The organism is Bradyrhizobium sp. IC3123 (assembly GCF_020193625.1).
In the GTDB taxonomy this organism is placed as follows: domain Bacteria; phylum Pseudomonadota; class Alphaproteobacteria; order Rhizobiales; family Xanthobacteraceae; genus Bradyrhizobium; species Bradyrhizobium yuanmingense.
This window is the reverse complement of record NZ_JADYVF010000005.1, coordinates 108,453-135,227: the sequence shown is the minus strand read 5'-3', so window position 1 is coordinate 135,227 and position 26,775 is coordinate 108,453. Positions and strand designations below refer to the sequence as shown.

Annotated in this window: 29 protein-coding genes; 7 read left to right on the top strand and 22 right to left on the bottom strand. The window is 65.7% G+C overall.

What is annotated here, in order from left to right:
- Positions 1 to 38 precede the first annotated feature (38 nt).
- Both I6F20_RS18260 and I6F20_RS18255 read right to left on the bottom strand, forming a co-directional pair.
- On the bottom strand, positions 39 to 818 hold the full coding sequence (locus I6F20_RS18260) for an enoyl-CoA hydratase (protein ID WP_225127248.1): 780 nt from the start codon (positions 816 to 818) through the stop codon (positions 39 to 41).
- A 109-nt stretch (positions 819 to 927) separates the two neighbouring features.
- Positions 928 to 1,584 (bottom strand): hypothetical protein, encoded by a 657-nt coding sequence (locus I6F20_RS18255; RefSeq protein WP_225113498.1) that lies wholly within the window; start codon positions 1,582 to 1,584, stop codon positions 928 to 930.
- Between the two features lie 290 nt (positions 1,585 to 1,874).
- Here I6F20_RS18255 and I6F20_RS18250 point away from each other — a divergent pair, with 290 nt between their 5' ends.
- Both I6F20_RS18250 and I6F20_RS18245 read left to right on the top strand, forming a co-directional pair.
- Entirely contained in the window at positions 1,875 to 2,420 is a 546-nt protein-coding gene (locus tag I6F20_RS18250) for a sigma-70 family RNA polymerase sigma factor (RefSeq protein WP_036006032.1), read from the top strand.
- Between the two features lie 2 nt (positions 2,421 to 2,422).
- Positions 2,423 to 3,061: an NrsF family protein gene (locus I6F20_RS18245; RefSeq protein ID WP_109144411.1), complete on the top strand. Its 639-nt coding sequence runs from the start codon at positions 2,423 to 2,425 to the stop codon at positions 3,059 to 3,061.
- Between the two features lie 109 nt (positions 3,062 to 3,170).
- Here the strand turns inward: I6F20_RS18245 and I6F20_RS18240 are convergent, their stop codons facing one another.
- Both I6F20_RS18240 and I6F20_RS18235 read right to left on the bottom strand, forming a co-directional pair.
- Positions 3,171 to 4,274 carry a DUF2336 domain-containing protein gene (locus tag I6F20_RS18240; RefSeq protein WP_225127246.1) on the bottom strand — a complete coding sequence of 368 codons (1,104 nt, stop codon included), beginning with the start codon at positions 4,272 to 4,274 and terminating at the stop codon, positions 3,171 to 3,173.
- 63 nt (positions 4,275 to 4,337) lie between these two features.
- Positions 4,338 to 5,495, bottom strand: coding sequence for a GGDEF domain-containing protein (locus I6F20_RS18235; protein WP_225127245.1), 1,158 nt, complete (start codon positions 5,493 to 5,495; stop codon positions 4,338 to 4,340).
- Between the two features lie 428 nt (positions 5,496 to 5,923).
- Here I6F20_RS18235 and I6F20_RS18230 point away from each other — a divergent pair, with 428 nt between their 5' ends.
- The 4 genes from I6F20_RS18230 (at position 5,924) to I6F20_RS18215 (ending at position 10,219) form a co-directional block, all read left to right on the top strand.
- The gene (locus I6F20_RS18230; RefSeq protein WP_036006024.1) at positions 5,924 to 6,493 is read left to right on the top strand and encodes a sigma-70 family RNA polymerase sigma factor; all 570 of its coding nucleotides are present in this window, start codon (positions 5,924 to 5,926) and stop codon (positions 6,491 to 6,493) included.
- Positions 6,490 to 7,185, top strand: a complete 696-nt coding sequence (locus I6F20_RS18225; protein WP_036006022.1) for a hypothetical protein — start codon at positions 6,490 to 6,492, stop codon at positions 7,183 to 7,185. The genes I6F20_RS18230 and I6F20_RS18225 overlap by 4 nt, the downstream gene beginning before the upstream one ends.
- 16 nt (positions 7,186 to 7,201) lie before the next feature.
- Positions 7,202 to 8,911, top strand: a complete 1,710-nt coding sequence (locus I6F20_RS18220; RefSeq protein ID WP_225127243.1) for a S8 family serine peptidase — start codon at positions 7,202 to 7,204, stop codon at positions 8,909 to 8,911.
- A 546-nt stretch (positions 8,912 to 9,457) separates the two neighbouring features.
- Positions 9,458 to 10,219 carry a TIGR03809 family protein gene (locus tag I6F20_RS18215; protein ID WP_225127242.1) on the top strand — a complete coding sequence of 254 codons (762 nt, stop codon included), beginning with the start codon at positions 9,458 to 9,460 and terminating at the stop codon, positions 10,217 to 10,219.
- On the opposite strand, the gene I6F20_RS18210 is transcribed toward I6F20_RS18215, so the two are convergent.
- The 8 genes from I6F20_RS18210 to I6F20_RS18175 all read right to left on the bottom strand — a co-directional run bounded on the left by I6F20_RS18210 (position 10,216) and on the right by I6F20_RS18175 (position 17,343).
- Positions 10,216 to 11,586: a TIGR03808 family TAT-translocated repetitive protein gene (locus I6F20_RS18210; RefSeq protein ID WP_225127241.1), complete on the bottom strand. Its 1,371-nt coding sequence runs from the start codon at positions 11,584 to 11,586 to the stop codon at positions 10,216 to 10,218. The two genes, I6F20_RS18215 and I6F20_RS18210, sit on opposite strands and share 4 nt — an antisense overlap.
- A gap of 207 nt (positions 11,587 to 11,793) precedes the next feature.
- Entirely contained in the window at positions 11,794 to 12,441 is a 648-nt protein-coding gene (locus I6F20_RS18205) for a pyroglutamyl-peptidase I (protein WP_225127240.1), read from the bottom strand.
- On the bottom strand, positions 12,438 to 13,424 hold the full coding sequence (gene meaB, locus I6F20_RS18200) for a methylmalonyl Co-A mutase-associated GTPase MeaB (RefSeq protein ID WP_225127239.1): 987 nt from the start codon (positions 13,422 to 13,424) through the stop codon (positions 12,438 to 12,440). The genes I6F20_RS18205 and meaB overlap by 4 nt, the downstream gene beginning before the upstream one ends.
- A 27-nt stretch (positions 13,425 to 13,451) precedes the next feature.
- A complete protein-coding gene (locus tag I6F20_RS18195; RefSeq protein ID WP_225127238.1) occupies positions 13,452 to 13,793 on the bottom strand; it encodes a HepT-like ribonuclease domain-containing protein in 342 nt (113 codons plus the stop codon).
- A complete protein-coding gene (locus tag I6F20_RS18190; protein ID WP_036023146.1) occupies positions 13,794 to 14,108 on the bottom strand; it encodes a nucleotidyltransferase family protein in 315 nt (104 codons plus the stop codon). It abuts the gene before it with no gap.
- Positions 14,109 to 14,202: 94 nt separating this feature from the next.
- The gene (locus I6F20_RS18185) at positions 14,203 to 15,714 is read right to left on the bottom strand and encodes a tripartite tricarboxylate transporter permease (protein ID WP_036023147.1); all 1,512 of its coding nucleotides are present in this window, start codon (positions 15,712 to 15,714) and stop codon (positions 14,203 to 14,205) included.
- A 3-nt stretch (positions 15,715 to 15,717) separates the two neighbouring features.
- On the bottom strand, positions 15,718 to 16,209 hold the full coding sequence (locus I6F20_RS18180) for a tripartite tricarboxylate transporter TctB family protein (RefSeq protein WP_109144402.1): 492 nt from the start codon (positions 16,207 to 16,209) through the stop codon (positions 15,718 to 15,720).
- A gap of 141 nt (positions 16,210 to 16,350) precedes the next feature.
- Positions 16,351 to 17,343 carry a tripartite tricarboxylate transporter substrate binding protein gene (locus tag I6F20_RS18175; RefSeq protein ID WP_036006004.1) on the bottom strand — a complete coding sequence of 331 codons (993 nt, stop codon included), beginning with the start codon at positions 17,341 to 17,343 and terminating at the stop codon, positions 16,351 to 16,353.
- A 217-nt stretch (positions 17,344 to 17,560) separates the two neighbouring features.
- Here I6F20_RS18175 and I6F20_RS18170 point away from each other — a divergent pair, with 217 nt between their 5' ends.
- Positions 17,561 to 18,040, top strand: coding sequence for an SRPBCC family protein (locus I6F20_RS18170; RefSeq protein ID WP_225127237.1), 480 nt, complete (start codon positions 17,561 to 17,563; stop codon positions 18,038 to 18,040).
- 7 nt (positions 18,041 to 18,047) lie between these two features.
- Here I6F20_RS18170 and I6F20_RS18165 read toward each other — a convergent pair whose 3' ends face one another.
- The 10 genes from I6F20_RS18165 to I6F20_RS18120 all read right to left on the bottom strand — a co-directional run bounded on the left by I6F20_RS18165 (position 18,048) and on the right by I6F20_RS18120 (position 26,531).
- Entirely contained in the window at positions 18,048 to 18,818 is a 771-nt protein-coding gene (locus I6F20_RS18165; protein WP_518513061.1) for an RsiV family protein, read from the bottom strand.
- A 31-nt stretch (positions 18,819 to 18,849) separates the two neighbouring features.
- Entirely contained in the window at positions 18,850 to 19,146 is a 297-nt protein-coding gene (locus I6F20_RS18160; RefSeq protein WP_036006001.1) for a nucleotidyltransferase family protein, read from the bottom strand.
- 35 nt (positions 19,147 to 19,181) lie between these two features.
- Complete coding sequence (gene scpA / locus I6F20_RS18155) at positions 19,182 to 21,338, bottom strand: methylmalonyl-CoA mutase (protein ID WP_225127235.1); 2,157 nt, start codon at positions 21,336 to 21,338, stop codon at positions 19,182 to 19,184.
- A gap of 23 nt (positions 21,339 to 21,361) precedes the next feature.
- The gene (locus I6F20_RS18150; RefSeq protein ID WP_057027174.1) at positions 21,362 to 21,826 is read right to left on the bottom strand and encodes a GFA family protein; all 465 of its coding nucleotides are present in this window, start codon (positions 21,824 to 21,826) and stop codon (positions 21,362 to 21,364) included.
- Entirely contained in the window at positions 21,823 to 23,694 is a 1,872-nt protein-coding gene (locus I6F20_RS18145) for a methylmalonyl-CoA mutase family protein (RefSeq protein ID WP_225127233.1), read from the bottom strand. The genes I6F20_RS18150 and I6F20_RS18145 overlap by 4 nt, the downstream gene beginning before the upstream one ends.
- An 82-nt stretch (positions 23,695 to 23,776) precedes the next feature.
- Entirely contained in the window at positions 23,777 to 24,268 is a 492-nt protein-coding gene (gene folK, locus I6F20_RS18140) for a 2-amino-4-hydroxy-6-hydroxymethyldihydropteridine diphosphokinase (RefSeq protein ID WP_225127232.1), read from the bottom strand.
- A 1-nt stretch (position 24,269) separates the two neighbouring features.
- Positions 24,270 to 24,638, bottom strand: a complete 369-nt coding sequence (gene folB, locus I6F20_RS18135) for a dihydroneopterin aldolase (RefSeq protein ID WP_036005989.1) — start codon at positions 24,636 to 24,638, stop codon at positions 24,270 to 24,272.
- Positions 24,635 to 25,495, bottom strand: coding sequence for a dihydropteroate synthase (folP, locus tag I6F20_RS18130; protein ID WP_225127230.1), 861 nt, complete (start codon positions 25,493 to 25,495; stop codon positions 24,635 to 24,637). The genes folB and folP overlap by 4 nt, the downstream gene beginning before the upstream one ends.
- A 238-nt stretch (positions 25,496 to 25,733) precedes the next feature.
- Positions 25,734 to 26,141, bottom strand: coding sequence for a DUF4332 domain-containing protein (locus I6F20_RS18125; protein WP_036005985.1), 408 nt, complete (start codon positions 26,139 to 26,141; stop codon positions 25,734 to 25,736).
- A gap of 24 nt (positions 26,142 to 26,165) precedes the next feature.
- Complete coding sequence (locus I6F20_RS18120) at positions 26,166 to 26,531, bottom strand: DUF2267 domain-containing protein (protein WP_128262632.1); 366 nt, start codon at positions 26,529 to 26,531, stop codon at positions 26,166 to 26,168.
- Positions 26,532 to 26,775 lie beyond the last annotated feature (244 nt).

The window sequence follows — 26,775 nt, the reverse complement described above, 5'->3', positions numbered from 1 at the left end:
AGCGCCAGAGCCTTACACTGGCCTGACCGGCTCGTGCGCTACCGGTTCTTGTTCACAGGCTTGCGCTTCTCGATGAACGCCGCCATGCCCTCCGAGCGGTCCTCGAGCGCGAAGGTCGAATGGAACAGGTTGCGTTCGACGCTCATGCCTTCGGAGAGCGTGGTCTCGAAGGCGCGGTTCACCGCTTCCTTGGCCATCGCGGCCGCAGGGCGCGACATCCCGGCGATCTTCTCGGCGGCCGCCATGACCTCGTCCATCAGCTTGTCGGCGGGTACGATACGGCTGACCAGGCCGGAGCGCTCGGCTTCGGCGGCGTCCATCATCCGGCCGGTGAGGCAGAGGTCCATGGCCTTGGACTTGCCGATCGCGCGCGTCAGCCGCTGGGTGCCGCCGATGCCGGGAATGGTGCCGAGCGTGATCTCGGGCTGGCCGAACTTCGCGGTGTCGGCGGCGATGATGAAATCGCACATCATGGCGAGCTCGCAGCCGCCGCCGAGCGCGTAGCCGGCGACCGCGGCGATGGTTGGCTTGCGACAGCGCGCGATGCGGTCGCCCCCGATCGCGGCGAAATCCTCGGAGAACATGTCGATGAAGCCCTTGGGCTGCATCTCCTTGATGTCGGCGCCGGCGGCAAAGGCCTTCTCGTTGCCGGTCACGACGATGCAGCCGATGGCGTCATCGGCCTCGAGATCGTCGACCGCAGCTGCGATCTCGCGGAAGACGCCGAACGAGAGCGCGTTGAGCATCTTCGGCCGGTTCAGCTTGACGATGCCGACCGCGCCGACGCTCTCGACGATGATGTGTTCGAACGTGCTCATGCTCCACCCACGCTTTCGATTGAGCGGGCAATGTGCCCGCTGGCGCGGATGCCTTCAAGGGGGCCGGACGCTGGATGCGCGCGGGGTCGCGTCCCGGCGGAACCGGCCATCAGGCCATGAACATGCGCGCGGCGGAGGCCAGGGTCAGCAATGTGCCGACGCCGATGAAGATCTTGCCGATCAGGGAGCTCTGGTCCCAGGCCGAGCTCTGCTGGCTGCTGGCCATCACCGGCGCCGGCCGCGGCTGCGCCTCGGTTGCGGCGATCACCGCCTTCTGCGGCGGCGGGGTCTCCTGCAAGGCCCGATCGATGTCGTTGAGTTGATCGGGCGCGACGACCTGGCTTTGAGGGTTCTCGGTGCTGGTATTATCGGCGGCTGCCTGGACGTTGTCGTTGGCGCGGTTCGTCATCGCGGAGGCTGCCGCGGCAGTCGGCGTGTCGGCGGCGAGCTGCGCATTGGCGTTGGCGACCTCCGGGGCCAGCTGGCTTGAGGCCGGGACCTGACTGTCGGTCTTGTCGTTCTTGGCCTCGTCGGGCTTGGCCGCCGTGTCCTTCTTGTCGGCCTTGTCCTCGGATTTCTGCCCCGTCTTCCTGCTGTCGGTGCGGCGCGAGTCTTGGCGCCGGTGCTTGGCCGTATCGGCCCCTTTGTCGGCGCTCTCCGATTTGTTGCCTGCGGCCGAGTTCGGGGCCGCCTGTGCGAGGCCCCCGGATAGCAAGACAAGCCCGGCCAAAACGATCAGGGCCGCGCGCGCGCTGGTTTTCATCATGTCGACGATCTCCCCAATTCCGCCCGTCCCGGCAGCGAACAGAGACCCCGGGGCGTGACGACAGCGGGGCAGAAAATGGGAATCTTCGGGCTACACCGGGCAAAAACGCGGCAGATCCCTCCGGCAGCCGCCCGCCCGATGCAGGACGCACCGATCGGTGTTAAGAGCCGTCGCAGATGTTTGCGGCCGCATCGGTCGCGCGGCCCGGATCTTGATCACGAATTCGTGATAGGTTTGGCGCCCGCGTAACAAATTGAAAGAGCGGCCGAATTGCATGGTGAGGGGCGCGCGTGCGCGGACGTGAGGACGAGTGGACCGGCCTGATGCGGTCGGCCATGGCTGGCGATGATGCGGCGTATCATCGTCTGTTGAAGGCAGTCGCGCCGGTGCTGCGGGCCGCCGCGAGGCGTGGCTTGGCGCGGGCGGGTCAGCCGCCCGACCAGGCCGAGGATATCGTGCAGGAGATTCTGTTGGCGGTACATCTGAAGCGGCATACCTGGGACAGCGAAGCCCCCTTCGCGCCCTGGCTGTTTGCGATCGGCCGCAACAAGCTGATCGATGCGCTCCGGCGGCGCGGCAGGCGCGTGTTCGTCAACATCGACGATTTCGCCGAGACGCTGCCGGGCGAGGCGCCGCAGGACACCGCTTCGGCCGGCGAGGTCGCCGCCCAGCTCGGAACCCTGCCGCAGCGTCAGCGCGACGTGCTGCAATCGATCGCGGTCGAGGCCGCCTCGATCAAGGATACGGCGGCAAGGTTGTCGATGAGCGAGGGTGCGGTCCGGGTCGCGCTGCATCGCGGACTTGCGGCGCTGACCGCCAAATTGCGGGACCATTGATCATGGACACCGATCAACTCATTCGCTCGCTCGCCGCCGACAATCCGCATCGCGCGCCCCGCGTCGGCGCCGTGCTGAGCATGGCGCTGCTGGTGGCTGCGCCGCTGTCGATCCTGATCTTTGTGACGTTCTTCGGCGTGCGCGCCGACGTCATGAGCGCCATGCGCAACCCGTTCTTCGACATGAAGTTCGCGGTGACGTTGTCGCTCGCGATCCCCGCCATCATCGTCAGCCTTCATTTGTCGCGTCCCGAAGCCCTGCTGCGCGGCTGGGGCTGGCTGCTGCTGCTTCCCGTCGGGCTGCTCGCCGTGGCGATTGGCAGCGAGGCGATGATGGCGCCGGCGATGCCGATGACGATGCGCCTGGTGGGTAAGAACTCCAGGGTCTGCATGGTCGCGATCCCCGCAATGGCGCTGCCGCTGCTTGCGGGGGCGCTGTTCGGCCTGCGCCACGGCGCGCCGTCTCGTCCCGCGCTCGCCGGAGCGCTCGCAGGGCTGGTGTCGGCGGGACTTGCGGCGACCCTCTATGCCTCGCACTGCACCGACGATTCCCCGCTGTTCGTCGCGACCTGGTACACGCTCGCGACCGCGCTGGTGACGGCGATCGGCGCGGCGGTGGGATCGAGGGTGTTGCGGTATTAAAGCATGATCCGGAAAAGTGCGAAGCGGTTTTCCGGAAAGATCATGCGCAACCAACAACCTAAAGCGCGATGACGATTCAAAATCTCATCGCGCTTTAGCGCGCACGGCTTCATGCCGCCGGCGTCGCGTGCAACTGCATGCGGTGGAAGCGCAGCACCTGTTGCGCGGTCGATGAGCGCAGCGCCTCATAGGTGTCGCGCAGCTTCAGCATGTCGGTCTGCGACCCGCCGGAGAGCTTCTCGCGCAAGGCGATGATGGCGCGCACGCTCGACCATTGCATGCCCGCGGCCTTGGCGAGGATCATCACGCCTTCGGTGCGGCTCTCGATCATCATGGTCTCCGCCGTCTCGACCGCGATCCCCGCGAGCGCGGCCAGCGCCGCGTTCGTCTCGTCGAACTTGCCCTGCTCGGCGAAGGTGGCGACCTGGAGCTCGTTGAGGCGGCCGTCCTCGTGCAGCGACTTCACCAGCGCGCGAGCCATCTCCGTCTGTTTCGTCCTGGCGACGGCGCGAACCCGTTGGGCCGCTTCCTCGACGGCCCTCGACACCTCGTCCGCGAGCTCGGGATGCGCAGTCGCGAGCTTCCTGCGCACGCTCGAGGATGCCTTGGCGACCAGCCTCAGATAGTGATGGCGCGGCAGGTCGGGCCGCAGGCCGATGCAGCCGGCGAGGTCGTCGTCGCGCTCGGCGCGGATGACGAGGTCGGCGAGACTCTCCTCCGAGAACCGCGCGCCCGGATTGCCGGCCGTCGACTGCACCACGTCCTCATTGCCCCGCGCCACCAGCACGTCGGTCAGCGCTTCCGACAGCGTCCGCCGCAGCGAGATCGCCTTGAGATGCGCCTGGCTCCTGGTGCGCGCAATCTCGACCAATGTTGCCTCATCCAGCCGCTCCGACTTCGACAGCACGGGGCCGGAGACCTCGATCACCTCGTCGAGCGCGAGCGTGCGGATGATCTGCGGCGGCGCAGCTGCGATCGGCGCGAGCCGCTCGGCGAGCAGCGCCTTGGCCGACGTCTCGATCTGCTCGATCAGGCACTGGAACACGTCGTCGAACACGCGGATATGGTCGTCGGAATAGTCGACCGCGTTGCCCACGAAGAGATCGGTGACGCGGCGGAGCGTCTCCAACCGGCGCGCGACGGTGCCGTGCGAGAGGGCGGCCTGCAATTCCTCGAGCAGGCTTTCGGATGGTCTTGCGGAATTGGATCTCATTGCTCTGTCCTGGAGCGTTCGGCCCGGCAGCGGCTTCCGTCGCACCGGAGGAAAATGGATCGGTCAGCTCGTTGCAATGCAGTTGCGCCCTCGCGCCTTGGCGGAATAGAGCGCGCTGTCGGCGCGCGCGAGAAACGTGTCGGCAGTATCGACGTCGCGCAGCGTCACGACGCCCGCGGAAATGGTCACCCGCATGCTGGGGGAGAACGCGCCCCAGTCGAGATCGGCGACGATGCCGCGCAAGCGCTCGAGCGTGCGGAGCGCGACGTCACCCGACGTATCCGGCAGCAGCAGCAGGAATTCCTCGCCGCCGTAGCGGCCGAAACTGTCGGCCGGGCGGATGTTGGCGAAAATGGTGATCGCGAAGGTGCGCAGCACCTCATCGCCAATGGGATGGCCGTAAGCGTCGTTGATGCGCTTGAACCAGTCGAGATCGATCAGCGCGATCGCAAAGGGCGTGGATGCCCGCCGCGACTTTTCGATCTCGGTGTCGAGAAGCCGCATGATGCAGCGGCGGTTGTAGGAGCCGGTGAGCTCGTCGAGCTCGGCCAGTTCCTCGATGCGTCGATAGGCGGCCTTCAATTCGATGCTGCGCTTGTACAGGATCTTGCGTAACGTGGCGCCGAACAGGCCGAGGAAGGCGCACTGCCCGATCACCAGCACGAAGCAGAGCATCGAGGCGGTCCGCTGCAACCGGGTCGCGACCGGCAGTCCGATCGGCAGGTCCGATCCCAGGAAAACCACGGTGAGCCCGCAGGTGGCGAGGCCCCAGGTGAGCATGGCCTGGCTCGACGTCATCCGCAGCGTGCCGAACGCGAAGATCAGAAACAATACGGCAAGGAACGCGACCCCGATGGTGGGCACCGCGAGCAGGAACACCAGTTGCAGCGCCATATGCAGCGAGATCTGATAGACGGTGAGGTAATGATCGTCGAAACGGTCGCCGAAACCTGCCTCCGACAGCACCGTGAAAGTCCCGATGATCAGAAGGCCGCCGAGCCAGAACAGCGTCGGAACGGCCATGGAGACCGCGCCGTCATAGGCGTAGAGCAGCAGGACCGCGCCGCCCAGCGAGTAGCTCGCGACCTGGCCGATATACATCTGGCGACGCTGCCAGACGCGGCGCGCCCTGACCTCGGGCGCCGTCGTCTCGGGCGCAAGGACGAGATCCGCGACCTCTGCGGCATTCCTCTCCGGAAAGGACGTCGCGGCCGTACCCATGGTCCCGCCAATGGTGGATGTCAGCGTAAAAACCTACGTGGCAAGCCTTTAGGTTTGGTATCCTTTGAAATCGAATCCGAACCGTGCAGCAGGGAACAAGGCGATCATCCAGCGTGAGAATTTTACCGATGATCACGCATCGTGTGCGCTGCGGTCGAGCCGAAGCGAGGCTTGGCGCGACAAAGGTGGTGCGGGGCTGCTATGGAACCGGAGCTGCCTATGTCCGGGCAGGCATTCCGCAGGGAATATCGCAGTATTATGGTACCGATTCGGATGAGCGACGCTGACCACCACGGGTGGGACAAGAAAAATGCCCGGATGTGGGGTAGCTCACACAAGCCCCCGTATGACTGCGGTAGGTTCAACAATTTTGCCCCCCACATCGAACCGGCCACCGCATCGACCCGACCAACCTTGCGAGACGGCCATTGAGCGCGACACAGGCGGCTTCAGACGAGATCCTGATCGCCAGGATCGCTCAAGGTGACCGGCTCGCCATGCAGGTGCTGTACGGGCGGCACCATGTCAGGGTTTACCGGTTCGGGCTGAGGCTCGTGCGGGACGAGCAGGCGGCGGAAGACCTCATCAGCGAGGTGTTTCTCGACGTCTGGCGTCAAGCGGGCAAATTCGAGGGCCGATCTGCCGTTTCCACCTGGCTGCTGGCAATCACCCGATTCAAGGCCCTGTCTGCGCTCCGGCGCAGGAAGGATTTCGAGCTGGACGAAGACGCCGCCAACGCGATCGAGGATACGTCCGACGATCCGGAAACGGTGGTGCAGAAGAAGGATACCAGTGAGGCGTTGCGGGAGTGTCTGACGGGCCTCTCGCCGGATCATCGGGAAATCGTCGATCTCGTCTACTACCACGAGAAGTCCGTGGAAGAGGTGGCCGAAATCGTCGGGATACCGGAGAACACTGTGAAGACGCGCTTGTTCTATGCGCGCAAGAAACTGGCCGAACTGCTGAAGGCAGCCGGCGTCGAGCGAGGCTGGCCATGATGGCTTTGAGCAAGAAGATGCTGGAGCAAGAGCCCAGTGAAATTGAACTGCTGCTGCCCTGGCACGCTGCCGGCACGCTGAACGCGCGCGATGCGCGCCGTGTCGAGGAAGCGCTGGCGCGCGATCCGGACCTGGCGAAGCAATATGCGGCGATCCGCGGCGAGTACGAAGAGACCATTCATCTGAACGAGAGCCTGGGCGCTCCGTCGGCGCGCGCGATGCAGAAGCTGTTCGCCGCGATCGATGCCGAGCCGGCGAGGGCGAGCGGCTCGCTGCCGCTGTCGGCGCGTATCTCGACCTTCTTCGCGAGCTTGTCGCCGCGCACGCTGGCGTGGTCGGCGAGCCTCGGTGCCGTCGCGCTCGTGCTGCAGGCCGGCATCATCGGCGCCGTGCTGATGAAGAACCAGCCGGCGACCTTCCAGACCGCTTCGCTCTCGACCAGCGCACCGATCACGCGCGAGCTTGGTAGCGCCGCCGCGCCGGCGCGCGCGCTGGTGCGCTTCACCCCCGAGGCGCGCGTCGCCGACATCACCGCGCTGCTCGACAGCTACCAGGCTTCGATCATCGGCGATGCCAAGGGCGGCATGTTCCGCCTCCAGTTCGACAAGGCGATGAGCCAGGACGAGCTCGCTTCGCTGCTCGGCAGGATGCAGCGCGAGAAGTTCGTCAACCTCGCCGTCGCGGCGCCCTAGGCGCGCCGCCGAGCCGATGACGGGCAAATCCGAGAGCAGGGTGCGCACTGGGGCCCGCGCTTCATCTGTCGGCGTTGCGCTTCTGGTCGCCTTCTGTTTCGGCGTGGAGCTTGCGCAGGCGCAGGCGATCATGCGCACGCCGACGATCAGCGTTCCCTCGCGCACGCCGACCGTCTCTCCAAACATCACCCCGCGGGTCAGCCCGAACATCGCTGCGCGCGCGGTGAGCGTTGGCCGCGGCCCGCGGACGATGGCGAGCATTCCCACGACGTCGCGCATCCGGCCGACGACGCCGGTGCTGCCCCATGCGCGTTACTCGCCGAATCTCTATCCGGCCTGCACCGCAGCCTATCGCAGTGCCGACGGCGAATGTCTGGCGCAGCCGAACGCGGGCGGCGAGGGCAACGGAAAATCCGGCAAGAAGAGCGCCGGCAAAGGGCGTGGGAACAACACGCCGGTGGTGCTGACCTCGCGCAGCTTCGCAGGCGAATTCGTCGCCGAGATCGACGGCGCGCTGTCGACGGCCGAGGCCGACGAGCTGGCGCGTCGCCACGGCCTGACCCGCCTCGCTTCCGAGAATTTCCCGCTGATCGGAGCCACGTTCGGCCTGTTCCGCATCGCCGACGGCCGGCCCTATGAGACCGTGCGGCGCGAATTCGCGGCCGACGGCAGCGTGCGCTCGCTGCAGCCGAACTTCCGCTACGTGCTCCAGGACCAGAAATCGTCGGCCGCCACCGAGGGCGATCCTGCGCAATACGCGCTGGCAAAGCTGCGCCTGCCGCAGGCGCATACGTTGGCGCATGGGGCCAACGTCACGATCGCGGTAATCGATTCCGGCATCGACGCCCGGCATCCCGAGCTCGCCAATTCCGTCGCCGACAATTTCGACGCGCTCGGCAGTGCCGAAGGGCCGCACGTCCATGGCACCGGCATCGCCGGGGCGATCGCGGCCCATGCCCGTCTGATGGGCAGCGCACCCGAGGCCCGCATCATCGCCATCCGCGCCTTCGGCGGTGCCAATGGCGGTGCAGAGAGCTCGTCCTATATCATCCTGCGTTCCCTGAATTACGCCGCCGAGCACGGCGCGCAGATCGTCAACATGAGCTTTGCCGGTCCGAAGGACGCGGTGATCGAGCGCGCGATCGCGGCGACGGCCGCGCGTGGTCTCATTCTGATCGCCGCCGCCGGCAATGCCGGGGCGAAATCGCCGCCGCTCTATCCGGCGGCCAACCCCAACGTGATTGCGGTCAGTGCGACGGATCGGCAGGACAGGCTGTTCGCCGCCTCCAACCGCGGCAACTACATCGCCGTCGCGGCCCCCGGCGTCGACATCTTCCTGCCGGCACCGGACGGCAAATACCAGGTGACGTCGGGAACCTCGTTCTCGGCCGCCTATGTCTCAGGCGTCGCTGCGCTGCTGCTCGAGCGCAACCACGCACTCAAGCCGGAAGCGCTGCGCATGACGCTGGTGAAGACCGCACGCGACCTCGGCTCTCCCGGGCGCGACGACCTCTTCGGCGACGGCCAGGCCGACGCGTTTGCCGCCGTCATGGCTGTTCCTGCCGACAGCGCGACGCCGGTCGCTGCTGCCCCCGGTACAACAAAACGTGAAGATGCTCCGAAGCGTCGCGAGGAGCCCGGCGCACGCGCGATCGAGCAAACCTCGCTGTCGAGCGCGGAGGATAAATCCGCGGTTTCTCAGGCAGATAGGCCGCCGGCGCGATAGTCGCTGCGACAACTTTACGCTCACGCCAAAGGGTAAAAAATCAAACCGCGCATTTGAACGTTCAGCCCGCTGCCCCGACCAACTGATGTGGGAGCGGTCATCCCTCCCCATCAGTCATATCAGGCGCGAGCGCCCATCCACCCCAAGCGCCCATATGGCTCGACCCGTCCGGTTGTCCCCCCGGACGGGTCTCTTCTTTTCAGAGCGTTTTCGAGCGAAGCGGGTGCCGGTTCGCGTGAAGAAAACGCGTCAAGACAAGATTCTGGCGTCCGATTTTTCGAAGCTTCGCATCCGTTCAGCTTGCAGTTGAAGGTCGCCGTGGCCTCGGTCGCCGTCGCGAGCGAGTCCCGCCGCAACTCCGTCATGCTTGTGCGAAGCTTGACTCGAAAACACGGAAAATCACCGCACGACTACGGTGTTTGACGACGAATGCCGCGTCGTTGCTGGACAAGTCAAAACTTTTCCACAAAATATTCATGTCGCGTCTAAATTGATTCGTGTGCGTTGCGTCCCCCGCGTCCGTGTTTTCTCCTGACGGGCTGGTTCATGACACATCGCCAAGAATTTGCTCGCGAAGAGTTCGTTCGCGACGCGGCCGGCAGCCGCCAAATCGCGGCGCGCTGGTGCGCTCTCGCCGAGCAGCGCCTGCAACATCTCTCCGAGATGTTCGAGACCGGCCGCTGGCGCCGCTATCATTCCGAGATCGCCTTCCTCGAAAACATCCAGGAAGCCAAGCGCGCCGTCCAGACTTGGCGCGCCCTTGCGACGGGCGCGGATGTCGCCGAGGCGGCTGCGAGCGTGACGCCGGCATTCGGTTGGTCGCCGGCGACGATGCCTCGCATGGCGCCGCGCGAGCAGCAGGCGCAAACGATGCAGCCCAAGGCCGTTCACATCGCTCCCGAGACCGTCATGCCGGTGAGGCTCGATCCGAAACCCGACGTGCTCGCGGAGATCACCGAAGCCTCGATCGCGCCGCTTGCTATGCCCGTAGCTTGGCCGTCGTTCACCGCGCCTGCCGAGATGCCACCGCTGAGGGCACCCGCTGCGAAGGCACCGTTCACTGCGCCTGCCGTGAGATCGCCGCTCGCGGAGCCGGCCGCCACCGCGCCATTCGCCGCGCCGGAAGTGAGGCCGCCCGTGCCTGCCGCGAAGCCGCCGAAGACCGCGCCCGCAGCGATGGCGGCGCTCCTGCCGCAGTTCGCCCCGCCCGCCGAGGAAATCGTCGCCGCCCCCGAGCGCGTCGTCGAATTCACTTTCAGCCTCGACGGCCTGGAAGCGAAGTACCCGCTGCTGCGGAACGCGTTCTAGCGCCGCACCGCATTGCCGCCGACCACCAGCTGCGCAAAACGTTGTGCGCCTTCGGCCGATAGATCCGACGTCACCGCGCGGGCGTGATCGAGGCCGACCACGGCGCCGCGCGGCGTCTCGGAGATCATGTTGTTGTTGACCAGCGCGGTGCCGGCGCCCGGCACGACGGAGACGCCGACGCCGGCCAGCGCCTTACGGATCACGTTGCCCGTGATCGCGACGTCGCGCAGATATCTGCCCCAGCCGGCGACGATGCCGTAGGACGGCGCGTTCTCGATCACGTTGCCGGTCACCGAAGAATCCGCCTCGATGTAGATGCCGACGCCGGCATCATCGTCGGGCGCGGTGCCGATCGGCCGCTTCGGGATCAGGTTGCGGATGATGTTGCCCTGGACCACCGCGATGCGGCCGCCCTCGTTGAAATTGCAGACCGAGACGCCGACGGCCGCGCCGTCCACGATGTTGTTGGCGATCACCGCGGCCTCGAACGCGAACTCGGAATAGAGCGCGACCTCGCGCACGTCGCTGACGCTGTTGCCACTGATGTGGATGTTCGAGGCCGAGTTGCCGCGCACCGCCGAATAGTCGCAATTCCTGATACGGTTGCCGCGCACGATCACGTTGCTGGCGCGAAAGGCGTTGATGGCATTGCCGAACTGGCCCGAGCCGCCGGGGCCGGCCTTGATGTTCTCGATGCGGTTGTCGGCGACCAGCGTGCCGTCATCGCCGATCGCGGTGCGCAGGATCTCGATCCCGTTGTCGTTGGTGCCGAGAATCGTGTTGCGGCAGACGCTGAGGCCCCTGGCGTCGAACGACACGACCGCTGTCACCGCGATGTCGGTGAAGATATTGCCGGAGATGTCGCCCGCGACCTGCTCGAGCCAGATGCCGCTGCCGCCCGAGCTCGTGATAGCGCATTCGCTGATGCGCACGTCGCGCCCGCCGAGGGCGTGGATCAGGCCGCGCCGTGTCGGCAGCGGGATGCCGCCGCCGTCGAAGGTGATGCCGGTGAGGCCGATCGCATCGGAGCCGTCGCTCTGGATCGCCGAGGCGCCGCCGGTGAAGACGAGCTTGGTCGCGCCGCGCACGCCGATCAGCTGCGCGCCGTTCGGCAGCCGCAACAGACCGGTCCGGTACACGCCGGGTGGTAAGGCGAGTGGCAATTGCGCCCGCGCGGCCTCGTCGATGGCACGCTGCAGCGCGCGGGTCTGGTCCTCGCTGCTGCCGGGCCGCACACCATATTGCGTAGCATCGCGGCCGAGCAGCGACGTCAGCGGCGCGGCGCGCGCGGCATCGGCCGGCATGGCCAGCGCACCGGCAATGCCCGCGGTCGAAGCCCCGATGAGTTGACGGCGATTGAGGTTCATGACGCGTCCTCCGGCGGACGCGGGAGGTGTCCGCAGCGGTTTCGTAGCGCAGCAGGGCGAGGACCGTGAGGATTGTTCGCGGTAGGGTTAAATGTTTGCGCAAAAGACGGTGCGTAGGGTGGGTTAGCCGTAGGCGTAACCCACCATGTCACCGCGTGTACGGAACCGTTGATGGAGATGAGGTGGATTACGCTTTGCTAATCCACCCTACGAAGCGCGCGCCTTGCGTGCCAACTGCACCATCTCCATCAGCATCGCTTCCCCCGCATCCACCAGTTCCTCCAGCGTGATGCGGGCTGCGCCCTTGCGGCGCACGCCGCCGCTGCGCGCGAGCAGCGGAATGTGGATGAACGCCGCAAGCCTGGGTCCCCCCGCCTTCACGCGCTCGATCGCGCGCCAGCTTAAGTAGTTGCAGAGATAGGCGCCGGCGTCGCGCGAGGGACGCGCGTCGATGCCGGTGAGTCGCGCGGCGCGCAGCAGCCTTGCGGTGTGCGGGCCGAACATCATCGCGTCGGCATGGCCGGCGATGCCGCGCTTGGTCGAGCGGGTGTTGGCGGCGTCGGGCCAGAGCATGGTGACGGCGTTGCGCGCCCGCGTCTCGATGCGCAGATAAGGCGTGCGGGCGGCGAGGCCGAACATCAGCAGCGCGTCGGGCTTTTGCCTAGCGAGCACGTCGGGCAATTGGCAGTCGACCGCGGCATAAGTGACCGGGAAGATGTGGCTCGAGAGCACGACATCGTCGAGCGCGGGCCGGCGCAATTGCGCCAGCCGCGCCACCAGCGGCTGGGTCGGATTATAGGGCGCACCGGGAAACGGGCCGAAGCCGGTGAGAAGAATGCGGAGCTTGTCGCTCATTGCAGCAACTCCAGAATCTGATCAGCGGCGAGCGCCGGCGTGAGATGGCCATCGGCGACCTCGGCCTCGATCTTGCGAACCTTGGTCCGCACCGAGGCCTCGCTGCGCAGCCGTGCCAGCATGCGCTGCTCCAGCATCGACCACATCCACTTCACCTGCTGCTCGCGCCGCCGCGCGGCGAAATCGCCGGAGGCGTTCATCGCCTTGCGGTGATCCAGAACCTTCTGCCAGATCTTTGCGATGCCGTCGCCGGTCAGCGCCGAATAGGTCTCGACCGGCGGATGCCAATGCTCGGACCGCGGCGCCAAGATATGCAGCGCGCCGCGATAATCGGCCGCGGTGATCTTGGCGCGCTTCAAATTGTCGCCGTCGGCCTTGTTGATCGCGATCATGTCGGCGAGCTCGACCAGGCCCTTTTTGATGCCCTGCAGCTCGTCGCCGCCGCCCGGCAGCATCAGGGCAAGGAAGAAGTCGGTCATGTCGCAGACGGCGGTCTCGGACTGACCGATGCCGACCGTTTCCACCAGCACGACGCCGAAGCCGGCGGCCTCGCACAGCAGCATCGCCTCGCGCGTCTTCGCCGCGACACCGCCGAGCGTGCCCGAGGACGGCGAGGGACGGATGAAGGCTGCATCGGAAGCTGACAGCCGCGCCATCCGCGTTTTGTCACCGAGGATCGAGCCGCCGCTGCGCGCCGAGGACGGATCGACCGCGAGCACCGCGACCTTGTGGCCCTGCTCGATCAGATACGTACCCAGCGCATCGATCGTGGTCGACTTGCCGACGCCCGGCGATCCCGTGATGCCGACGCGAAACGCCTTGCCGGTGTCCGGCAGCAGCATCTGTACCAGCTCCCGCGCCAGCGCCTGATGGTCGGCGCGCCGGCTCTCCACCAGCGTGATCGCCCGGGCGAGGGCCGCACGACTGCCGGCGCGAAGGTCACGGGCGAGGGATTTGATGTCGGTGGATTTGGGACTGGTCATCGTTGCTTATGGGCGTGCGAGTCCACGTCAACTGGACGGTCGCATGCGCCCTTCGACGAAAGATTTCATTGGAGAGAGATGATCTTGAACGATCGCCCATACAATCCCAACATCCGTTGCATGACAGGCGTGGCGCAAACGATTCCCGAAATTCACCATTGCTTGCCAATCTATGCTCGACGCATCTTTCTTCATCTCGTCGGGCAATCGCCGTGCGGCCTCGCAAATGACTTCCAAATAGCGTTCAGTGGCCATACGGCTGGTCTTGTCGGCGGTGAAGCGCGCGAAGTCATAGCCCGCAAGCAACGCCTCGATCTCGACAATGGCTTCGAGAATGTCTCGCAACCGGTCCTCGACGGTGGGCCGCATTCAGAACACCTCGACCAAATCGTCGGCGATGCGTTCCGCCATGCGGGGCTTTAGTAAGTTTCGCATCGATATTTGAGTTTCGAGGCCGATGTGATCCTCGATCAGTTTCACAGCCTTGAAGTAATCGAAACGTGGCTCTTCCCCATGCGCAGTCGTCTCTACCAAAACATCGAGGTCGCTGTCGGGGCGCGCGTCGCCGCGCGCTCGGGACCCAAACACGGACAGGTGATTGATGCCCGCAGCCCTCAAGGCGGGAGCAAGCTCTCGGAGCTTCCCGACAATCGTCTGGAGTGGAATTTCTGCGACCTCAGTCATGGCCGGACATTAGCACAGGGCGAGGGCCCGGCCCAGCGATAGCGGGCCTGCTCGGCCTGCACCGGCGGGTCAGGCGAGGGCCGCCCGCCCGATATCACCGGGTCGTTGCCGCGGCGGTCTGCGGCTGTTTCACCTTGCGCCAGATCCACACCATGACCGGCCAGAGCAGCGCGCCGATCGCCATCGCGGCGAGGATGGCCGCGACCGGACGCTCGAAGAACGGCAAGATGCTGCCGTCCGACTTGATCAGCGAGGTGACGAAGGCCTGCTCCACCATGGTGCCCATGACGATGCCGAGCACCATGGCGGCGACGGGATAGCCGTTCGTCTCCATGACATAGCCGATCACGCCGAAGGCGGCGACGGTGACGACGCCGAACATGTTGTTGCCGATCGCGAACGAGCCAACCGCGCAGCACAGCATGATGATCGGCATGATCGCCGAGCGCGGTGCCAGCAGGATGTAGGTGGCGACGCGGATCATCGCGATGCCGAGCGGGATCATGAGGATATTCGCGATGATGAACATCAGGTAGATCGCGTACATGCTCGACGCCTTCTCGGTGAACAGCGTCGGGCCGGGATTGAGGCCCTTCATGTAGAGCACGCCGATCGCGATCGCGGCGATGGTGTCGCCGGGGATGCCGAACAGCAGCGAAGGCACCCAGCCGGAGGCGATGCTGGCATTGTTGCTGGCGCCGGCCTCGACCAGGCCCTCGACATGGCCGGTGCCGAACTTTTCCGGCTCCTTGGAGAAGCGCTTCGACATCGCATAGGAGACCCAGGCGGCCATGTCGGCGCCGGCGCCGGGCAGCACACCGATGATGATGCCGACGATGTTCCCGCGCGTCATCTGCCAGCGATAGAGCTTGGTCAGCTTCCATTGGCCGGCCATGATGCTTCCGAATTTGCGCCGCGGCAGCGGCGGCGGTTCGGGCGTCAGCATCGCGCGCATCACCTGCGCCACCGCGAACACGCCGACGAGGGCCGGGATCGGCTCGATGCCGCCGAACAGATCGGTCAGGCCGAAGGTGAAGCGCGGGATGCCGCCGGGATTCTCGATGCCGATGCAGGCGACGAGCAGGCCGATGAACATGCCAGCGATCGCCTTCACGGGCGAGGAACGCGCCACCAGGGTGGCGCACATCAGGCCGAGCAGCGCCAACCAGAAATATTCGAAGGTCGAGAACGACAGCGCGATCTCGGCCAACGGCGGCGCCAGGATCATCAGCGACAGCACGCCGGCGATGCCGCCGACCGCGGAGAACCAGACGCCGGCCCCTAGCGCCAGCTCGGCCTGGCCCTTGCGCGTCATGGCGTAGGCTTCATCCGCGTAAGCCGCGGATGCGGGCGTGCCCGGGATACGCAGCAGCGCGCCGGGAATGTCGCCGGAGAAGATCGCCATCGAGGACGCCGCGACGATAGTCGCGATCGCCGCGATCGGTGACAGATAGAAGGTGACCGGGACGAGCAGGGCGGTCGCCATCGTCGCCGACAGGCCCGGCAGCGAGCCGATCACCAGCCCATACACGGAGGCTGCGAACATGGAGATGATGACCTCCCAGGTGGAGATCAGCGCGAACGCATCAATCAGGGTCTTCAACATCGATCACCAGGGCGTCGGCAGCAGGCCAACCGGTAGCGGCACGCGGAGCAGCTTGCCGAAGATGAGATGGATGGCGAATGGCGAGAGCATCGCGAGCGGCAGCGCCAGCTTCCACTTCGCCCCGAGCGCGGTCGAGGTCACGTAGACCATGATTGCCGCGGTGATGATGAATCCGAGCCGGTCGGCGGCAACAACGTAGAACAGCAGCAGCGCCGGCGGCAGCAGCGCGCGCAGGCCGTAGAGCTTGCCCTGCGGTGGCGGGGCAGCCGCCTGGCCGTCCTCGAACGGGACCAGCTCTTCCTCCTCCTCGAAGGAACGGCCGATACCGAACACGATCGCGAGCCCGCACAGTGCAAGGCCGCAGCCGATCACCAGCGGAAATACATTGGGGCCGACCGGCTGCCCCGGCACCGGCGGCAGAATGTAGCCGCCATAGGCGGCAGCCGCGCCGAGCGCGACGAGAAACGATCCCGTGACGGAGTCGGGAAGACGCATAGGGGGAGTCCTACAGGGGGTGCGCTCCCTCTCCCCGCTTGCGGGGAAAGGGTTGGGGTGAGGGGGAGTCTCCGCGGAGGAGGTGAGAGATGGACTTGCGGAGAGTTCCTCGCACCCCGATCAAGGCGTCGCAGGTGCGGATCACGCCTTGCTCAGGCCCGCGGCCTTCATCGCCTCGCCCATCTGGGCGTCGCCCTTGTCCATGAAGCCCGCGAAATGGGCCGCATCGCCCCACACGGTGCCGAAGCCGCGATTGCTCATGAAGTCCTTGAACTCGGCGGAGTCGTAGACCTTCTTCAGTGCCGCAGTGAGCTTGGTTGCGATCTCCGGCGGCAGATTTTTCGGCCCCGCAATGCCGCGCCAGGCGCCGGTTGCGTAGTCGATGCCCATGGCCTCCTTCAGCGTCGGCACGTCCTTGAACACCGGATTGCGCGCGGGCGCCATGATGGCAAGGCTCCTGGCCTTGCCGGCCTCGATGATGGCGCGCGCTTCCGGCACCGAGCAGGTGGTGAGGTCGACACCGCCGGCCGCGAGATCCTGCATTGCGGGTGCCGCGCCATTCGAGGGCACCCAGGCGACCTGGTTGGCGGGCAGGCCCATCGCCTGCATCCAGCCGACGAGCGCGAGATGCCAGATGCCGCCCTGGCCGGTGCCGGAGGCCTTGAACTTCCCCGGAGGCGCCGCCTTGATCGCATCGGCGAGCTCCTTGACCGTTTTGTAGGGCGAGGAGGAGGAGACCTGGATGCCCGGCGGATCCTCGTTCATCAGCGCCAGCGGCGTGTAGCTCTTCGGCGTCAGGTCGGTGAGGCCCTGCCAGTGCATCATCGAGATTTCCACCGTGAGCATGCCGATGGTGTAGCCGTCGGGCTGCGCGGTCGCGATCGCGCTATGGCCGACCACGCCGGACCCGCCGGTGCGGTTGACCACGTTGAAGGGCTGGCCGAGGTCCTTCTCCAGCAGCGCTGCGACGATGCGCGCAGTGGCATCGGTGCCGCCGCCGGCGCCCCAGGGCACGATCACGGTGACGGGCCGCGCCGGATAGGCTTGTGCGAGCGCGGGCTTGAAGCCGAAAGCGGCGGAGGCCGCGAGAGCGGCGGTGGAAGCCGCAAAGCTGCGGCGCGAAATCTTGGACATTGAATGCCTCCCAGCGGCGCCCGTGATGTCAGGCGCTCTTGTCAACTCCGGCATTCTAGTCGGCTTTACGTCGCCGCCGCAAGGTAGCGCTACCAACTGGAATCGCCATGTTGTGTGAAAGCAGACGGCCCGTCGAATGGGCGGTCGGAAATCGGGTGGGTTTTGTCCGCGCGCCTAGCCAACCTGTGCGCGCAACGAAACCAAAGGCAAGCGACCGATGACCCAAGCCTATTACAGCGCCGTGCTGGACCACCCGCTCGACGACGTCTGGTCCCTGATCCGCGATTTCAACAACTACCCCGCTTATATCGACGGCGTGAGCGAGAGCGAGATCGAAGACAACAGGCGCGGCGATGAAGTCGGCGCCGTCAGGCGCTTCTGCTATCTCGGAAACTGGATCCGCCAGCGCCTGGTCGATCACTCGGACCTGCAGCACAGCCTGACCTATGCCGGTCTCGAAGCGATACCCTATCCGCAAGACGACGACGGCCCGAGTCCGGCGCCGGCGCGATACCAAGGCACCATGCATCTGTGTCCGATCATCGAGGGCAACCGAACCTTCATCGAATGGTCGGTTGCGCTCGAAACTGAACCTGCGGACGCCGAGCGCTGGAAAGCGCTGTTTGCCTCCTGGATTCCCGATTGGACGGATTCCCTCGCGCGGACATTGGCCCGGACCCGTTTGCGATCCCGTTAGCCTCAGCTCACGGCTCGTCCGCGTCGCCCTTGGGCCGCGCGCCGCCGAAGATGCGGGCGCCCTCCGATGTGAGGTAAGGCTTCAGCGTCTCCCACGGCACGAAAGCGACATACTCGCCCTCGGCGTAGGGACCGACGGCATAGGGCGGATAGTGGAAGTTGAGGCCGGAACTCCTGCCGGCCTCGGTGGAGGGCGCGAGCGTCACCGCGCCGATCTTGAGGAGGCGCGGCTCCACGGACTTGAACCACTCGTCGGTCGCGGTCTCTCCGGCGCCGCGCTTTTTTTTCTCGTCCGTCAGCGAAGCGATGATGGCCTTCACCATCGCCTTCATGGTGGGGCCGCCATCGGCGGTTTCGGTGAAGAATGGACGGATCGAGATGCGCTTGTTGGCGGCCTTGTCCCACAGGATCGTGTTCACGTCCGAGTTGGGATGCGCGCCGCCTGTGTTCATGTAGTCGTTGCGCAGGACGCTGACATAGCGGTCGGCAACCACGGAGCGGATTTCATGTTTGCGCTCGAACTCCCAGCCGCCCTCCTTGAAGAACTGCGGGTCCGCTTTGCGCGCGGCAGCGGCTTCCGCGGCATTCTTGTCGAGCCACGTCTTGCCCTCCGCGAGGCAGTCCGCCGCCAGCGCCGCATCCGCCTTGATCCTGTCGCCGAGGAAGACGCGCGCTTCGATGCTCTTGGTCTTGACGATCGCATCGGGTTTGGGATCGGCGGCGTGGGCGGAAAACGCACATGTTGCGCTCAGCGCCAGGGCGACGCTCAAACCGGCGATGAACTTCAAGGTTAGTGCTCCTGCGTGAGCGTCAGAATATTTCGACAATATCGTCTGCGATCCGCTCCGCAAAGCGGGGAGAGATGGAGCGGCGAACAGTTGCCTGTGCTTGCAAGCCGGTCGCATCCTCGATGATGTGCTCGACATCGATCAAGTTGAGCAGGGAAAACGAGGTGCCCGGCTCGATCTCGACGAGCACGTCGATATCGCTATCAGGCCGATAATCGTTGCCGGCTCGCGAGCCGAAGATGGCAAGCTTTGCTACGCCCTTGCCTCTGATGGCATCCGCGTTCTTGCGTATCGCAGCGACGATTTCGTCACGCGTCATGGACACACCTGGCCGTCACACGGCCAGTCTATCATCTACTCCGCCGCCTCGCTATGCCCCAGCCGGGCGTTCAGCTTGCGGATCAGCTCCTCGGCGGCGTCCGCGATCACCGTGCCAGGCGGGAAGATCGCCTCGGCGCCGGCGGCATAGAGCGCATCGTAATCCTGCGGCGGCACCACGCCGCCGACGATGATCATGATGTCGTCGCGGCCCTGCTTCTTCAGTGCGGCTTTCAGCTCCGGCACAGCGGTCAGATGGGCGGCGGCCAGCGAGGAGACGCCGAGAATGTGCACGTCATTCTCGACCGCCTGCCGCGCGGCTTCGTCGGCGGTGGCAAACAGCGGCCCGATGTCGACGTCGAAGCCGATATCGGCGAACGCCGAGGCGATCACCTTCTGGCCGCGGTCATGGCCGTCCTGGCCGATCTTGGCGACCAGGATGCGCGGGCGGCGGCCCTCGGCCTCCTCGAAGGCGTCGATCAGCGCCTGAACCTTTTCGACCTGGGTGCCCATGCTGGACGCCTCCCGCTTATAGACGCCGGTGATGGATTTGATCTCGGCGCGATGTCGGCCGAACACTTTCTCCATTGCGTCAGAAATTTCGCCAACGGTCGCCTTGGCGCGGGCCGCATCGATCGCGAGCGCCAGCAGATTGCCGTTGCCTTCGCCGGCCGAGCGCGTCAGCGCGGCGAGGGCGGCATCGACCTCCTGCTGGTTGCGCTCGGCTTTCAGTCGCTTGAGCTTGTCGATCTGAAGCCGGCGCACATTGGTGTTGTCGACCTTCAGGATCTCGATTTTGTCCTCGTCGGTCGGCTTGTACTTGTTGACGCCGATCACCGCCTGCTTGCCGGCGTCGATCCGCGCCTGCGTTTTGGCTGAGGCCTCCTCGATGCGCAGCTTCGGCACGCCGGCCTCGATCGCCTTCGCCATGCCGCCGAGCTCCTCGATCTCCTGGATATGGCCCCAGGCCTTGGCGGCGAGGTCGCGCGTAAGCCGCTCCACATAATACGAGCCGCCCCAGGGATCGATGATGCGGGTGGTGCCGCTCTCCTGCTGCAGGAACAGCTGGGTGTTGCGGGCGATGCGCGCCGAGAAATCGGTCGGCAGCGCCAGCGCTTCGTCGAGCGCGTTGGTGTGCAGCGATTGGGTGTGGCCTTGGGTGGCCGCCATCGCCTCGACCGTGGTGCGCATCACGTTGTTGAAGACGTCCTGCGCGGTCAGCGACCAGCCGGAGGTCTGGCTGTGCGTGCGCAGCGACAGCGAGCGCGAGTCTTTCGGGTTGAATGGCTTGAGCAGCTTCGCCCAAAGCAGGCGCGCCGCGCGCAGCTTGGCAACCTCCATGAAGAAGTTCATGCCGATCGCCCAGAAGAACGACAGCCGCGGCGCGAAGCGGTCGACGTCGAGTCCTGCGGCAAGGCCGGCGCGTAAGTATTCGACGCCGTCGGCCAGCGTATAGGCGAGCTCGAGATCCTGCGTCGCGCCGGCCTCCTGCATGTGATAGCCGGAGATCGAGATGGAATTGTACTTCGGCATCTTTTGCGAGGTGTAGGCGAAGATGTCCGAGATGATCCGCATCGAGGGCGCCGGCGGATAGATGTAGGTGTTGCGCACCATGAACTCTTTTAAGATGTCGTTCTGAATGGTGCCCGACAGCTTCTCCGGCGGCACGCCCTGTTCCTCGGCGGCGGCGACATAGAGCGCGAGGATCGGCAGCACCGCGCCGTTCATGGTCATGGACACGCTCATCTGGTCGAGCGGAATCCCTGCAAACAGCGTGCGCATGTCGTAGATGGAATCGATGGCAACGCCGGCCATGCCGACATCGCCGCCGACGCGCGGATGATCCGAGTCATAGCCGCGATGGGTGGCAAGATCGAATGCGACCGAGAGGCCCTTTTGCCCCGCCGCGAGATTGCGGCGATAGAACGCGTTGGAATCCTCCGCCGTGGAGAAGCCGGCATATTGCCTGACCGTCCAGGGCTGGTTGACATACATGGTCGGGTAGGGGCCGCGCAGATACGGCGCGATGCCCGGATAGGTCTCGAGGAAATCGAGCCCGGTCAGATCAGCCTCGCCATAAGCGGGCTTCACCAGGATGCCCTCCGGCGTCAGCCACGGCTCGGCGCTGCCAGTGGGCGCGGCGGTTGCGGTCCGCTCGAAGGCGACGCCGGCGAAATTCGGAATGCGGCTCATGGCTTCAACCATTTCATAAGCGCTCAATCATGATCCGGATGCTGATGGCTGACGATGGTCGCCATCTTCTCCGGTCCGTAATTCTGCTGCGTGGTCTGGCTCGGCAAATTGGCGATGCCGACGACCCAGCCGAGGCGGGATTCGATGCCGAACTGACGCGTCGGCACGACCCGGTCAGGGCGATCGAAGGTACCGGTCATGATCTCGATGCGATCGCCGTCGATGCGGCCGAAGCTCAGCGGCGTGCCGCAGGCGGCGCAATAGCCGCGATCGGCGATCGAGGAGGAGCGGAAGAACGACGGCTTGCCCTTGGTCCAGGCGAAATCGGTCTTGTTGATGTCGGCCAAAGAGGCGAACGGCGCGCCGCTCGCCTTCTGGCACATCCGGCAGTGGCAGATCGAAATCCTGGTCGGCGCCGTCATGACCGCAAATCGCACGGCGCCGCATTGGCAGCCGCCGGTGAGAACGGGTTTGCTGGTGTCAGTCATCGCTGTTCCATCCGTCGGTAGGCGTCCTGCAGTGCCGCAAGCGCATCGCCTCCGGCGAAGACAAAGCCCGTGACGCCGGCGGCTCGCAGCGCCGCCTCGGCCTCGGCCGGCCGGCCCGCTAGGTAGATATGTCGCCCGCCGGCCAATTGCAGGGCCTTTGCCGCGGCTTCGGCGTGTTCCGCATAGACCTTGTCGCTGGAACACAGACAGGCCAGCTCGGCGCCGGAGGCCTTGAAGGCCGCAGCCAGCTTGGCCGGATCGGCAAAGCCCTCGCTGCCTGTGGCCTCAATGCCGCCCGCCTCGAAGAAGCTCTTCGCGAACGTCGCGCGCGCGGTGAAATCGGCGGGCGTGCCGAGATTGGCCAGGAACACCTTTGGCCGTGCGCCCCGAGCCTTCAAACTCGCGTCGGATTTGTCGCGCAGAGCCTCGAACGGTTCCGCGAGACGGATCGGAGGCAGCGCCTCGAACTTGTAGGTCTCTCCGCCGTAGGGCGGAAGCGCGATCGGCGCTGCCTTCAGGACAGTGGCTTCGCTCTCGTGCAGGTTCGGAAACTCGCTGGCGCCGGTCAGTATGTCCCGGCGCTTCGCGATATTGGCCTCGCGCGCCTTGCGCGTGGCCGCGACCTTGCTTTGGAACACACCCTGCTGAAGCGCCGCGAACGCGCCACCGGCGCTCTCGCTCTCCTGGAACAGGGCCCACGCGGCATCGCACAGCTGCGCCGTCAGCGTCTCGATGCCGCCAGCCCCCGCCGCGGGATCGCTGACCTTGGCGAGGTTGCATTCTTCCAGCAGCAGAAGCTGCGTGTTGCGCGCCACGCGCCGCGCGAACGGATCGGGCAGGCCGAGCGCCAGCGTATGCGGCAGCACGTTGATGGCGTTGGCACCGGCCAGTCCCGCGGCGAACGCCGCCATGGTCGCGCGCAGCATGTTCACATAGGGATCGCGTTGCGTCAGCATGCGCCAGGCGGTATCGGCCGCGATGAACAGCGGTTTCGGCGTCAGTCCGCAAGCGGTCTCGATGCGCGCCCATAGCAGCCGCAGGGCGCGGAACTTGGCCATGGTCAGGAATTGGTCGGCATCGGCGGCGAGCCGCGCATAGACCATGTCCTGCGCGGCTTCCAGCGGAATGCCCGCGCCTTCGATCGCGCGCAGGTAAGCGACACCGCAGGCGAGCACGAAAGCGAGCTCCTGCACCTCCGAGCCGCCGGCATCATGGACCACGCGGCCGTCGGCGGAGGCGAACGGCCCCTTGAAGCCGAGCCCGGCGAGGCCCTTGATGGCGCCCGTAATCGCGGGAGCAATTTCGTCCCAGGTATAGGGGCTGTGGCCCCACACCGCGCCCGCCGCGAGCGGATCGAGCCCGAAGCGGATTTTGCAGGCGCCGGGATCGAGGCCGTTGCTCTTCACATATTCCGCGACATGGATCGCGGCCATCCGCGATTGCGGTCCGATCTCGAGCTCGATGCCGATGCCGGCGTCGAGGTGAATGTCTTTCAGGATCTTTGCCACCGCCTCGGCCGACGGTTCCAGGCCGAAACCGCGCGCGCCATTGGCGCCGGCGAACACCAGCGCGAGCCCGGTCGCACCGTTCTCCAGATCCTGCAGTGCCTGCGCATTCGCGAGCGCCGCATCGGGATGGTCGATCCGCTGCACGACCTGCCACGGTGCGGCCGGCGGCCGGCCCATCACCGGCGCAACGCCCTTCGCGCGCGGATAGAGCGGTTCGATCTTGATGCCGTCATAGGTCTTGCCGACCAGCTTCTCGAACGGCGCGCCCTTCAGCACGCCGTCGACCAGCTTGCGCCAGTCCTCAGGCGTGGCCTTGGGAAAATCCGCCGCCAGCGGCAGGTCGTCAGTCACGGAGGTCATGCGGCGCGGGGCTCCCGAAACGTCTTGTTATTCGCAGGCGAAATTGCCACGGCGGACCGTTCCTGCAAACGGTTGTTTTTGGTTAACCGGTATCCGGAAGCCGCTCAATGCCTTGCGCCGAGACGCTGGCGAGCCCGTCACGCACACGAATGCCCGAGATCACGCGGTCAGATGCGATTTCGGCCAGCGGCACCAGCACGAAGGCGCGCTCGAACAGGCGCGGATGCGGCAGCGTCAGGTCGGGCTTCTGCAAGGAGACATCGTCATAGGCGATCATGTCGAGATCGAGCGTGCGTGGACCCCAGCGCCGCGCCTTGGTTCGCATGCGGCCGAACTTCTGCTCGACTTTCTGCAGCACGAACAATAGCGCATGCGGATCGAGGCTGGTCTCGATCTCGATGCAGGCATTGATGAAGGGATCCTGGTCCTCGTCGCCCCAGGGCGGGGTCGTATAGTCGGACGAGCGCGCGATCAGCGCCGCCTGTGCCATGCCGCAGATATGAGCGATCGCCTTCTTGAACGTCGCGCGGACATCGCCGACATTGCCGCCGAGTGCGATCAGCACGCTCGCCATGCTAGGGATGCCGCGAGCGCGTCAGCACGATGCCGACATCGTCGAAGATCGCGGCGATCGGCGCGTGCGGCTTGTGCACGGTGACCTTCACGGCGCGGATGCGCGGAAAGTGCGACAGGATGGCATCGGCCACCGCGCCGGCCGCGCGCTCCAGGAGTTTGTAATTGGTGTTCTTGAACGCCGCCGTCGTCGTCGCCACGACATCGGCGTAGGACACCGTGTCCGCGAGCCGGTCGCTGCGCGCAGGCTCGGACAGGTCGGTATAGAGCTCGAGATCGATGACGAAACGCTGGCCGACCTCGGTTTCGTGATCCATCACGCCGTGGCGGGCATGGATCGACAGGCCGGTGACGAAGATCGTGTCGGTCATTGCTTGCTCTCGATGGCCTGCGCCACCCGCAGGGCCTGCAGGGTTTCGGCGACGTCGTGGGTCCGGATGATCTTGGCGCCGCGCTGCGCGGCGATCAGATGCGCGGCGATCGAGCCGGCGAGCCGCTCCGATGGTTCCGACGGCGACACCGAGGCGATGAAGCGTTTTCGCGAGGCGCCGACCAGGATCGGCAGGCCGAACATGTCGAGCTCGCGCAAGCGCGCCAGCGCGGTCATGCTCTGCTCGGCGGTCTTGCCGAAGCCGATCCCGGGATCGAGCACGATTTTTTCGCGCGCGATACCTGCCTTCGCGGCAATATCGAGCGAGCGCAGGAAGAATGTCTTGATGTCAGCGACGATGTCGATGGCGGGATCGACGCTGTCGCGGTTGTGCATGACGATGACGGGCACGCCCCTCGCGGCGATCAGCGGCGCCATGGCGGTGTCGTTTTGCAGGCCCCAGACGTCGTTGGCGATCCCCGCGCCCTGGTCGAGCGCGAAGGCCACCACCTCCGCCTTCATGCTGTCGATCGAGACGGGCACACCGAGCGCCACGACGTCCGAGAGCACCGGCTTCAGCCGCGCGAGCTCTTCCGCCGCCGTGACTGGCCGGGCGCCCTTGTAGGGCCGGGTGGATTCGGCGCCGATATCGATGATGTCGACGCCGGCGGCGATCATCGCCCGCGCCCGCTCCAGCGCGCGCGCTGGCGCGATGAACTCGCCGCCGTCGGAGAAGGAATCCGGGGTGATGTTGAGCACGCCCATCACCGCAGGAAGCCGCCGGCCCACGAGCGTCCGCAGTGCGCCGATCCCGGCCGAGCCGGCCGGCGGGACGGAAGGGGAGGGCGAGGCATTCATGCGCGTGGCATTGCGCTGTCGGGCAGGGGGAGTCAAGACGGGATTGGGGCCATTCGCGGCCATTCCGATGCGTGCAGACGGCCGAGAGGATGCGATGTTCTTGCTCACCCTCCGTCATTGCGAGCGCAGCGAAGCAATCCAGACTGTCACCGCGGCAAGATTCTGGATTGCTTCGCTGTGCTCGCAATGACGATCTGGGAGCAGTGGTACCCCAACCTCTCCAGCTTGGTCCGCAGCGCTAATACGTAATCTTCGGCGGCAGCTTCTTGGCCTTGGCGATGATGTCGCCGACCGACTTCTCGGAAGGCAGGACGCGGACCAGCTTCTTCTTCTCGTTGGCCTCGCGCATGCTCTGCGCCAACCTTGCCGGATTTCGATAGGCGAGCTCCCGCACCGTCGTGACGCCGGCGGCGCGGACGAGCCCGACCTTGGCCCTGCCCATGCCGGGGATGCGCATGTAGTCGGAGACGTTGGCCCATTCCAGCAATTGCTGCTCGCTGATGCCGGTCTTGGCCGAAAGCGCCTTGCGGCCCTTCACGGTGGACGCCGCCTCGAGCAGCGCGTCGGTGGTGCGGATTCCTTGCGCCTTCAACTTGTTGGCGGCAAAGGCCGGCAGGCCCTCAATCTCGGAAATCGGATATGTCATGATGCTCGATATGAAAAGCGTCGCTCAGGCGAACTGGCTGAGGCCCGGCGTCCCCGCGATGATCTTGCCCATCTGATCCGCTCCGATTTTGTCTCGCCCGTAGCGGAAAAGTTCACGGGCGACGTTTTGAATCTCGGACATGCCGAGCCCCAGGCCCATCAGGCGGGTGCCGACGGCCATCAAGCCGCCGCCCATCAGCCGCGACAGGCCGCCACCGCTCCTGGACGCTTCGATCGCAGCTTCCGCTCCGGGGATCTGGTCGATCAGGGCCTGCACACTGTCGGAAGGGCCCTCGTTGCGAAGGAAGGCCAGGATAATGCCGACGGTCTTTTCAGCGACAGCACCATCTATGCTGGCGTTTGTCGCCAGCCGTCCGATCAGCTCGTCCATAAGACCCCGCCCCTCAGCCGGTTTGCATGCCGGAATATTGCTTTCGAAAATGATCTTGAGCCGGTGTGACGTGAAATACAAGCGATGAACGCAGGCGCCGTCGCGAACGCGCGAAAAGTGTTGCCGCCGTGCAAGAGCCTAGAACGAATCGGCAAAAAATTGCCGCTATGCGAACGCCCCATTCCGACTTTCGGCCGATGTTGTCCGTCTGTTTCCGACAATGTCGCATGCGCAGGAGCCGCTG

Excerpts from the sequence above, each read along its gene's own strand:
- I6F20_RS18260 (WP_225127248.1), bottom strand. The coding sequence starts at position 818 with ATGAGCACGTTCGAACACATCATCGTCGAGAGCGTCGGCGCGGTCGGC.
- I6F20_RS18255 (WP_225113498.1), bottom strand. The coding sequence starts at position 1,584 with ATGATGAAAACCAGCGCGCGCGCGGCCCTGATCGTTTTGGCCGGGCTT.
- I6F20_RS18245 (WP_109144411.1), top strand. The coding sequence starts at position 2,423 with ATGGACACCGATCAACTCATTCGCTCGCTCGCCGCCGACAATCCGCAT.
- I6F20_RS18240 (WP_225127246.1), bottom strand. The coding sequence starts at position 4,274 with ATGAGATCCAATTCCGCAAGACCATCCGAAAGCCTGCTCGAGGAATTG.
- I6F20_RS18235 (WP_225127245.1), bottom strand. The coding sequence starts at position 5,495 with ATGGGTACGGCCGCGACGTCCTTTCCGGAGAGGAATGCCGCAGAGGTC.
- I6F20_RS18225 (WP_036006022.1), top strand. The coding sequence starts at position 6,490 with ATGATGGCTTTGAGCAAGAAGATGCTGGAGCAAGAGCCCAGTGAAATT.
- I6F20_RS18220 (WP_225127243.1), top strand. The coding sequence starts at position 7,202 with ATGACGGGCAAATCCGAGAGCAGGGTGCGCACTGGGGCCCGCGCTTCA.
- I6F20_RS18215 (WP_225127242.1), top strand. The coding sequence starts at position 9,458 with ATGACACATCGCCAAGAATTTGCTCGCGAAGAGTTCGTTCGCGACGCG.
- I6F20_RS18210 (WP_225127241.1), bottom strand. The coding sequence starts at position 11,586 with ATGAACCTCAATCGCCGTCAACTCATCGGGGCTTCGACCGCGGGCATT.
- I6F20_RS18205 (WP_225127240.1), bottom strand. The coding sequence starts at position 12,441 with ATGAGCGACAAGCTCCGCATTCTTCTCACCGGCTTCGGCCCGTTTCCC.
- meaB (WP_225127239.1), bottom strand. The coding sequence starts at position 13,424 with ATGACCAGTCCCAAATCCACCGACATCAAATCCCTCGCCCGTGACCTT.
- I6F20_RS18195 (WP_225127238.1), bottom strand. The coding sequence starts at position 13,793 with ATGCGGCCCACCGTCGAGGACCGGTTGCGAGACATTCTCGAAGCCATT.
- I6F20_RS18190 (WP_036023146.1), bottom strand. The coding sequence starts at position 14,108 with ATGACTGAGGTCGCAGAAATTCCACTCCAGACGATTGTCGGGAAGCTC.
- I6F20_RS18185 (WP_036023147.1), bottom strand. The coding sequence starts at position 15,714 with ATGTTGAAGACCCTGATTGATGCGTTCGCGCTGATCTCCACCTGGGAG.
- I6F20_RS18180 (WP_109144402.1), bottom strand. The coding sequence starts at position 16,209 with ATGCGTCTTCCCGACTCCGTCACGGGATCGTTTCTCGTCGCGCTCGGC.
- I6F20_RS18175 (WP_036006004.1), bottom strand. The coding sequence starts at position 17,343 with ATGTCCAAGATTTCGCGCCGCAGCTTTGCGGCTTCCACCGCCGCTCTC.
- I6F20_RS18170 (WP_225127237.1), top strand. The coding sequence starts at position 17,561 with ATGACCCAAGCCTATTACAGCGCCGTGCTGGACCACCCGCTCGACGAC.
- I6F20_RS18160 (WP_036006001.1), bottom strand. The coding sequence starts at position 19,146 with ATGACGCGTGACGAAATCGTCGCTGCGATACGCAAGAACGCGGATGCC.
- scpA (WP_225127235.1), bottom strand. The coding sequence starts at position 21,338 with ATGAGCCGCATTCCGAATTTCGCCGGCGTCGCCTTCGAGCGGACCGCA.
- I6F20_RS18150 (WP_057027174.1), bottom strand. The coding sequence starts at position 21,826 with ATGACTGACACCAGCAAACCCGTTCTCACCGGCGGCTGCCAATGCGGC.
- I6F20_RS18145 (WP_225127233.1), bottom strand. The coding sequence starts at position 23,694 with ATGACCTCCGTGACTGACGACCTGCCGCTGGCGGCGGATTTTCCCAAG.
- folK (WP_225127232.1), bottom strand. The coding sequence starts at position 24,268 with ATGGCGAGCGTGCTGATCGCACTCGGCGGCAATGTCGGCGATGTCCGC.
- folB (WP_036005989.1), bottom strand. The coding sequence starts at position 24,638 with ATGACCGACACGATCTTCGTCACCGGCCTGTCGATCCATGCCCGCCAC.
- folP (WP_225127230.1), bottom strand. The coding sequence starts at position 25,495 with ATGAATGCCTCGCCCTCCCCTTCCGTCCCGCCGGCCGGCTCGGCCGGG.
- I6F20_RS18125 (WP_036005985.1), bottom strand. The coding sequence starts at position 26,141 with ATGACATATCCGATTTCCGAGATTGAGGGCCTGCCGGCCTTTGCCGCC.
- I6F20_RS18120 (WP_128262632.1), bottom strand. The coding sequence starts at position 26,531 with ATGGACGAGCTGATCGGACGGCTGGCGACAAACGCCAGCATAGATGGT.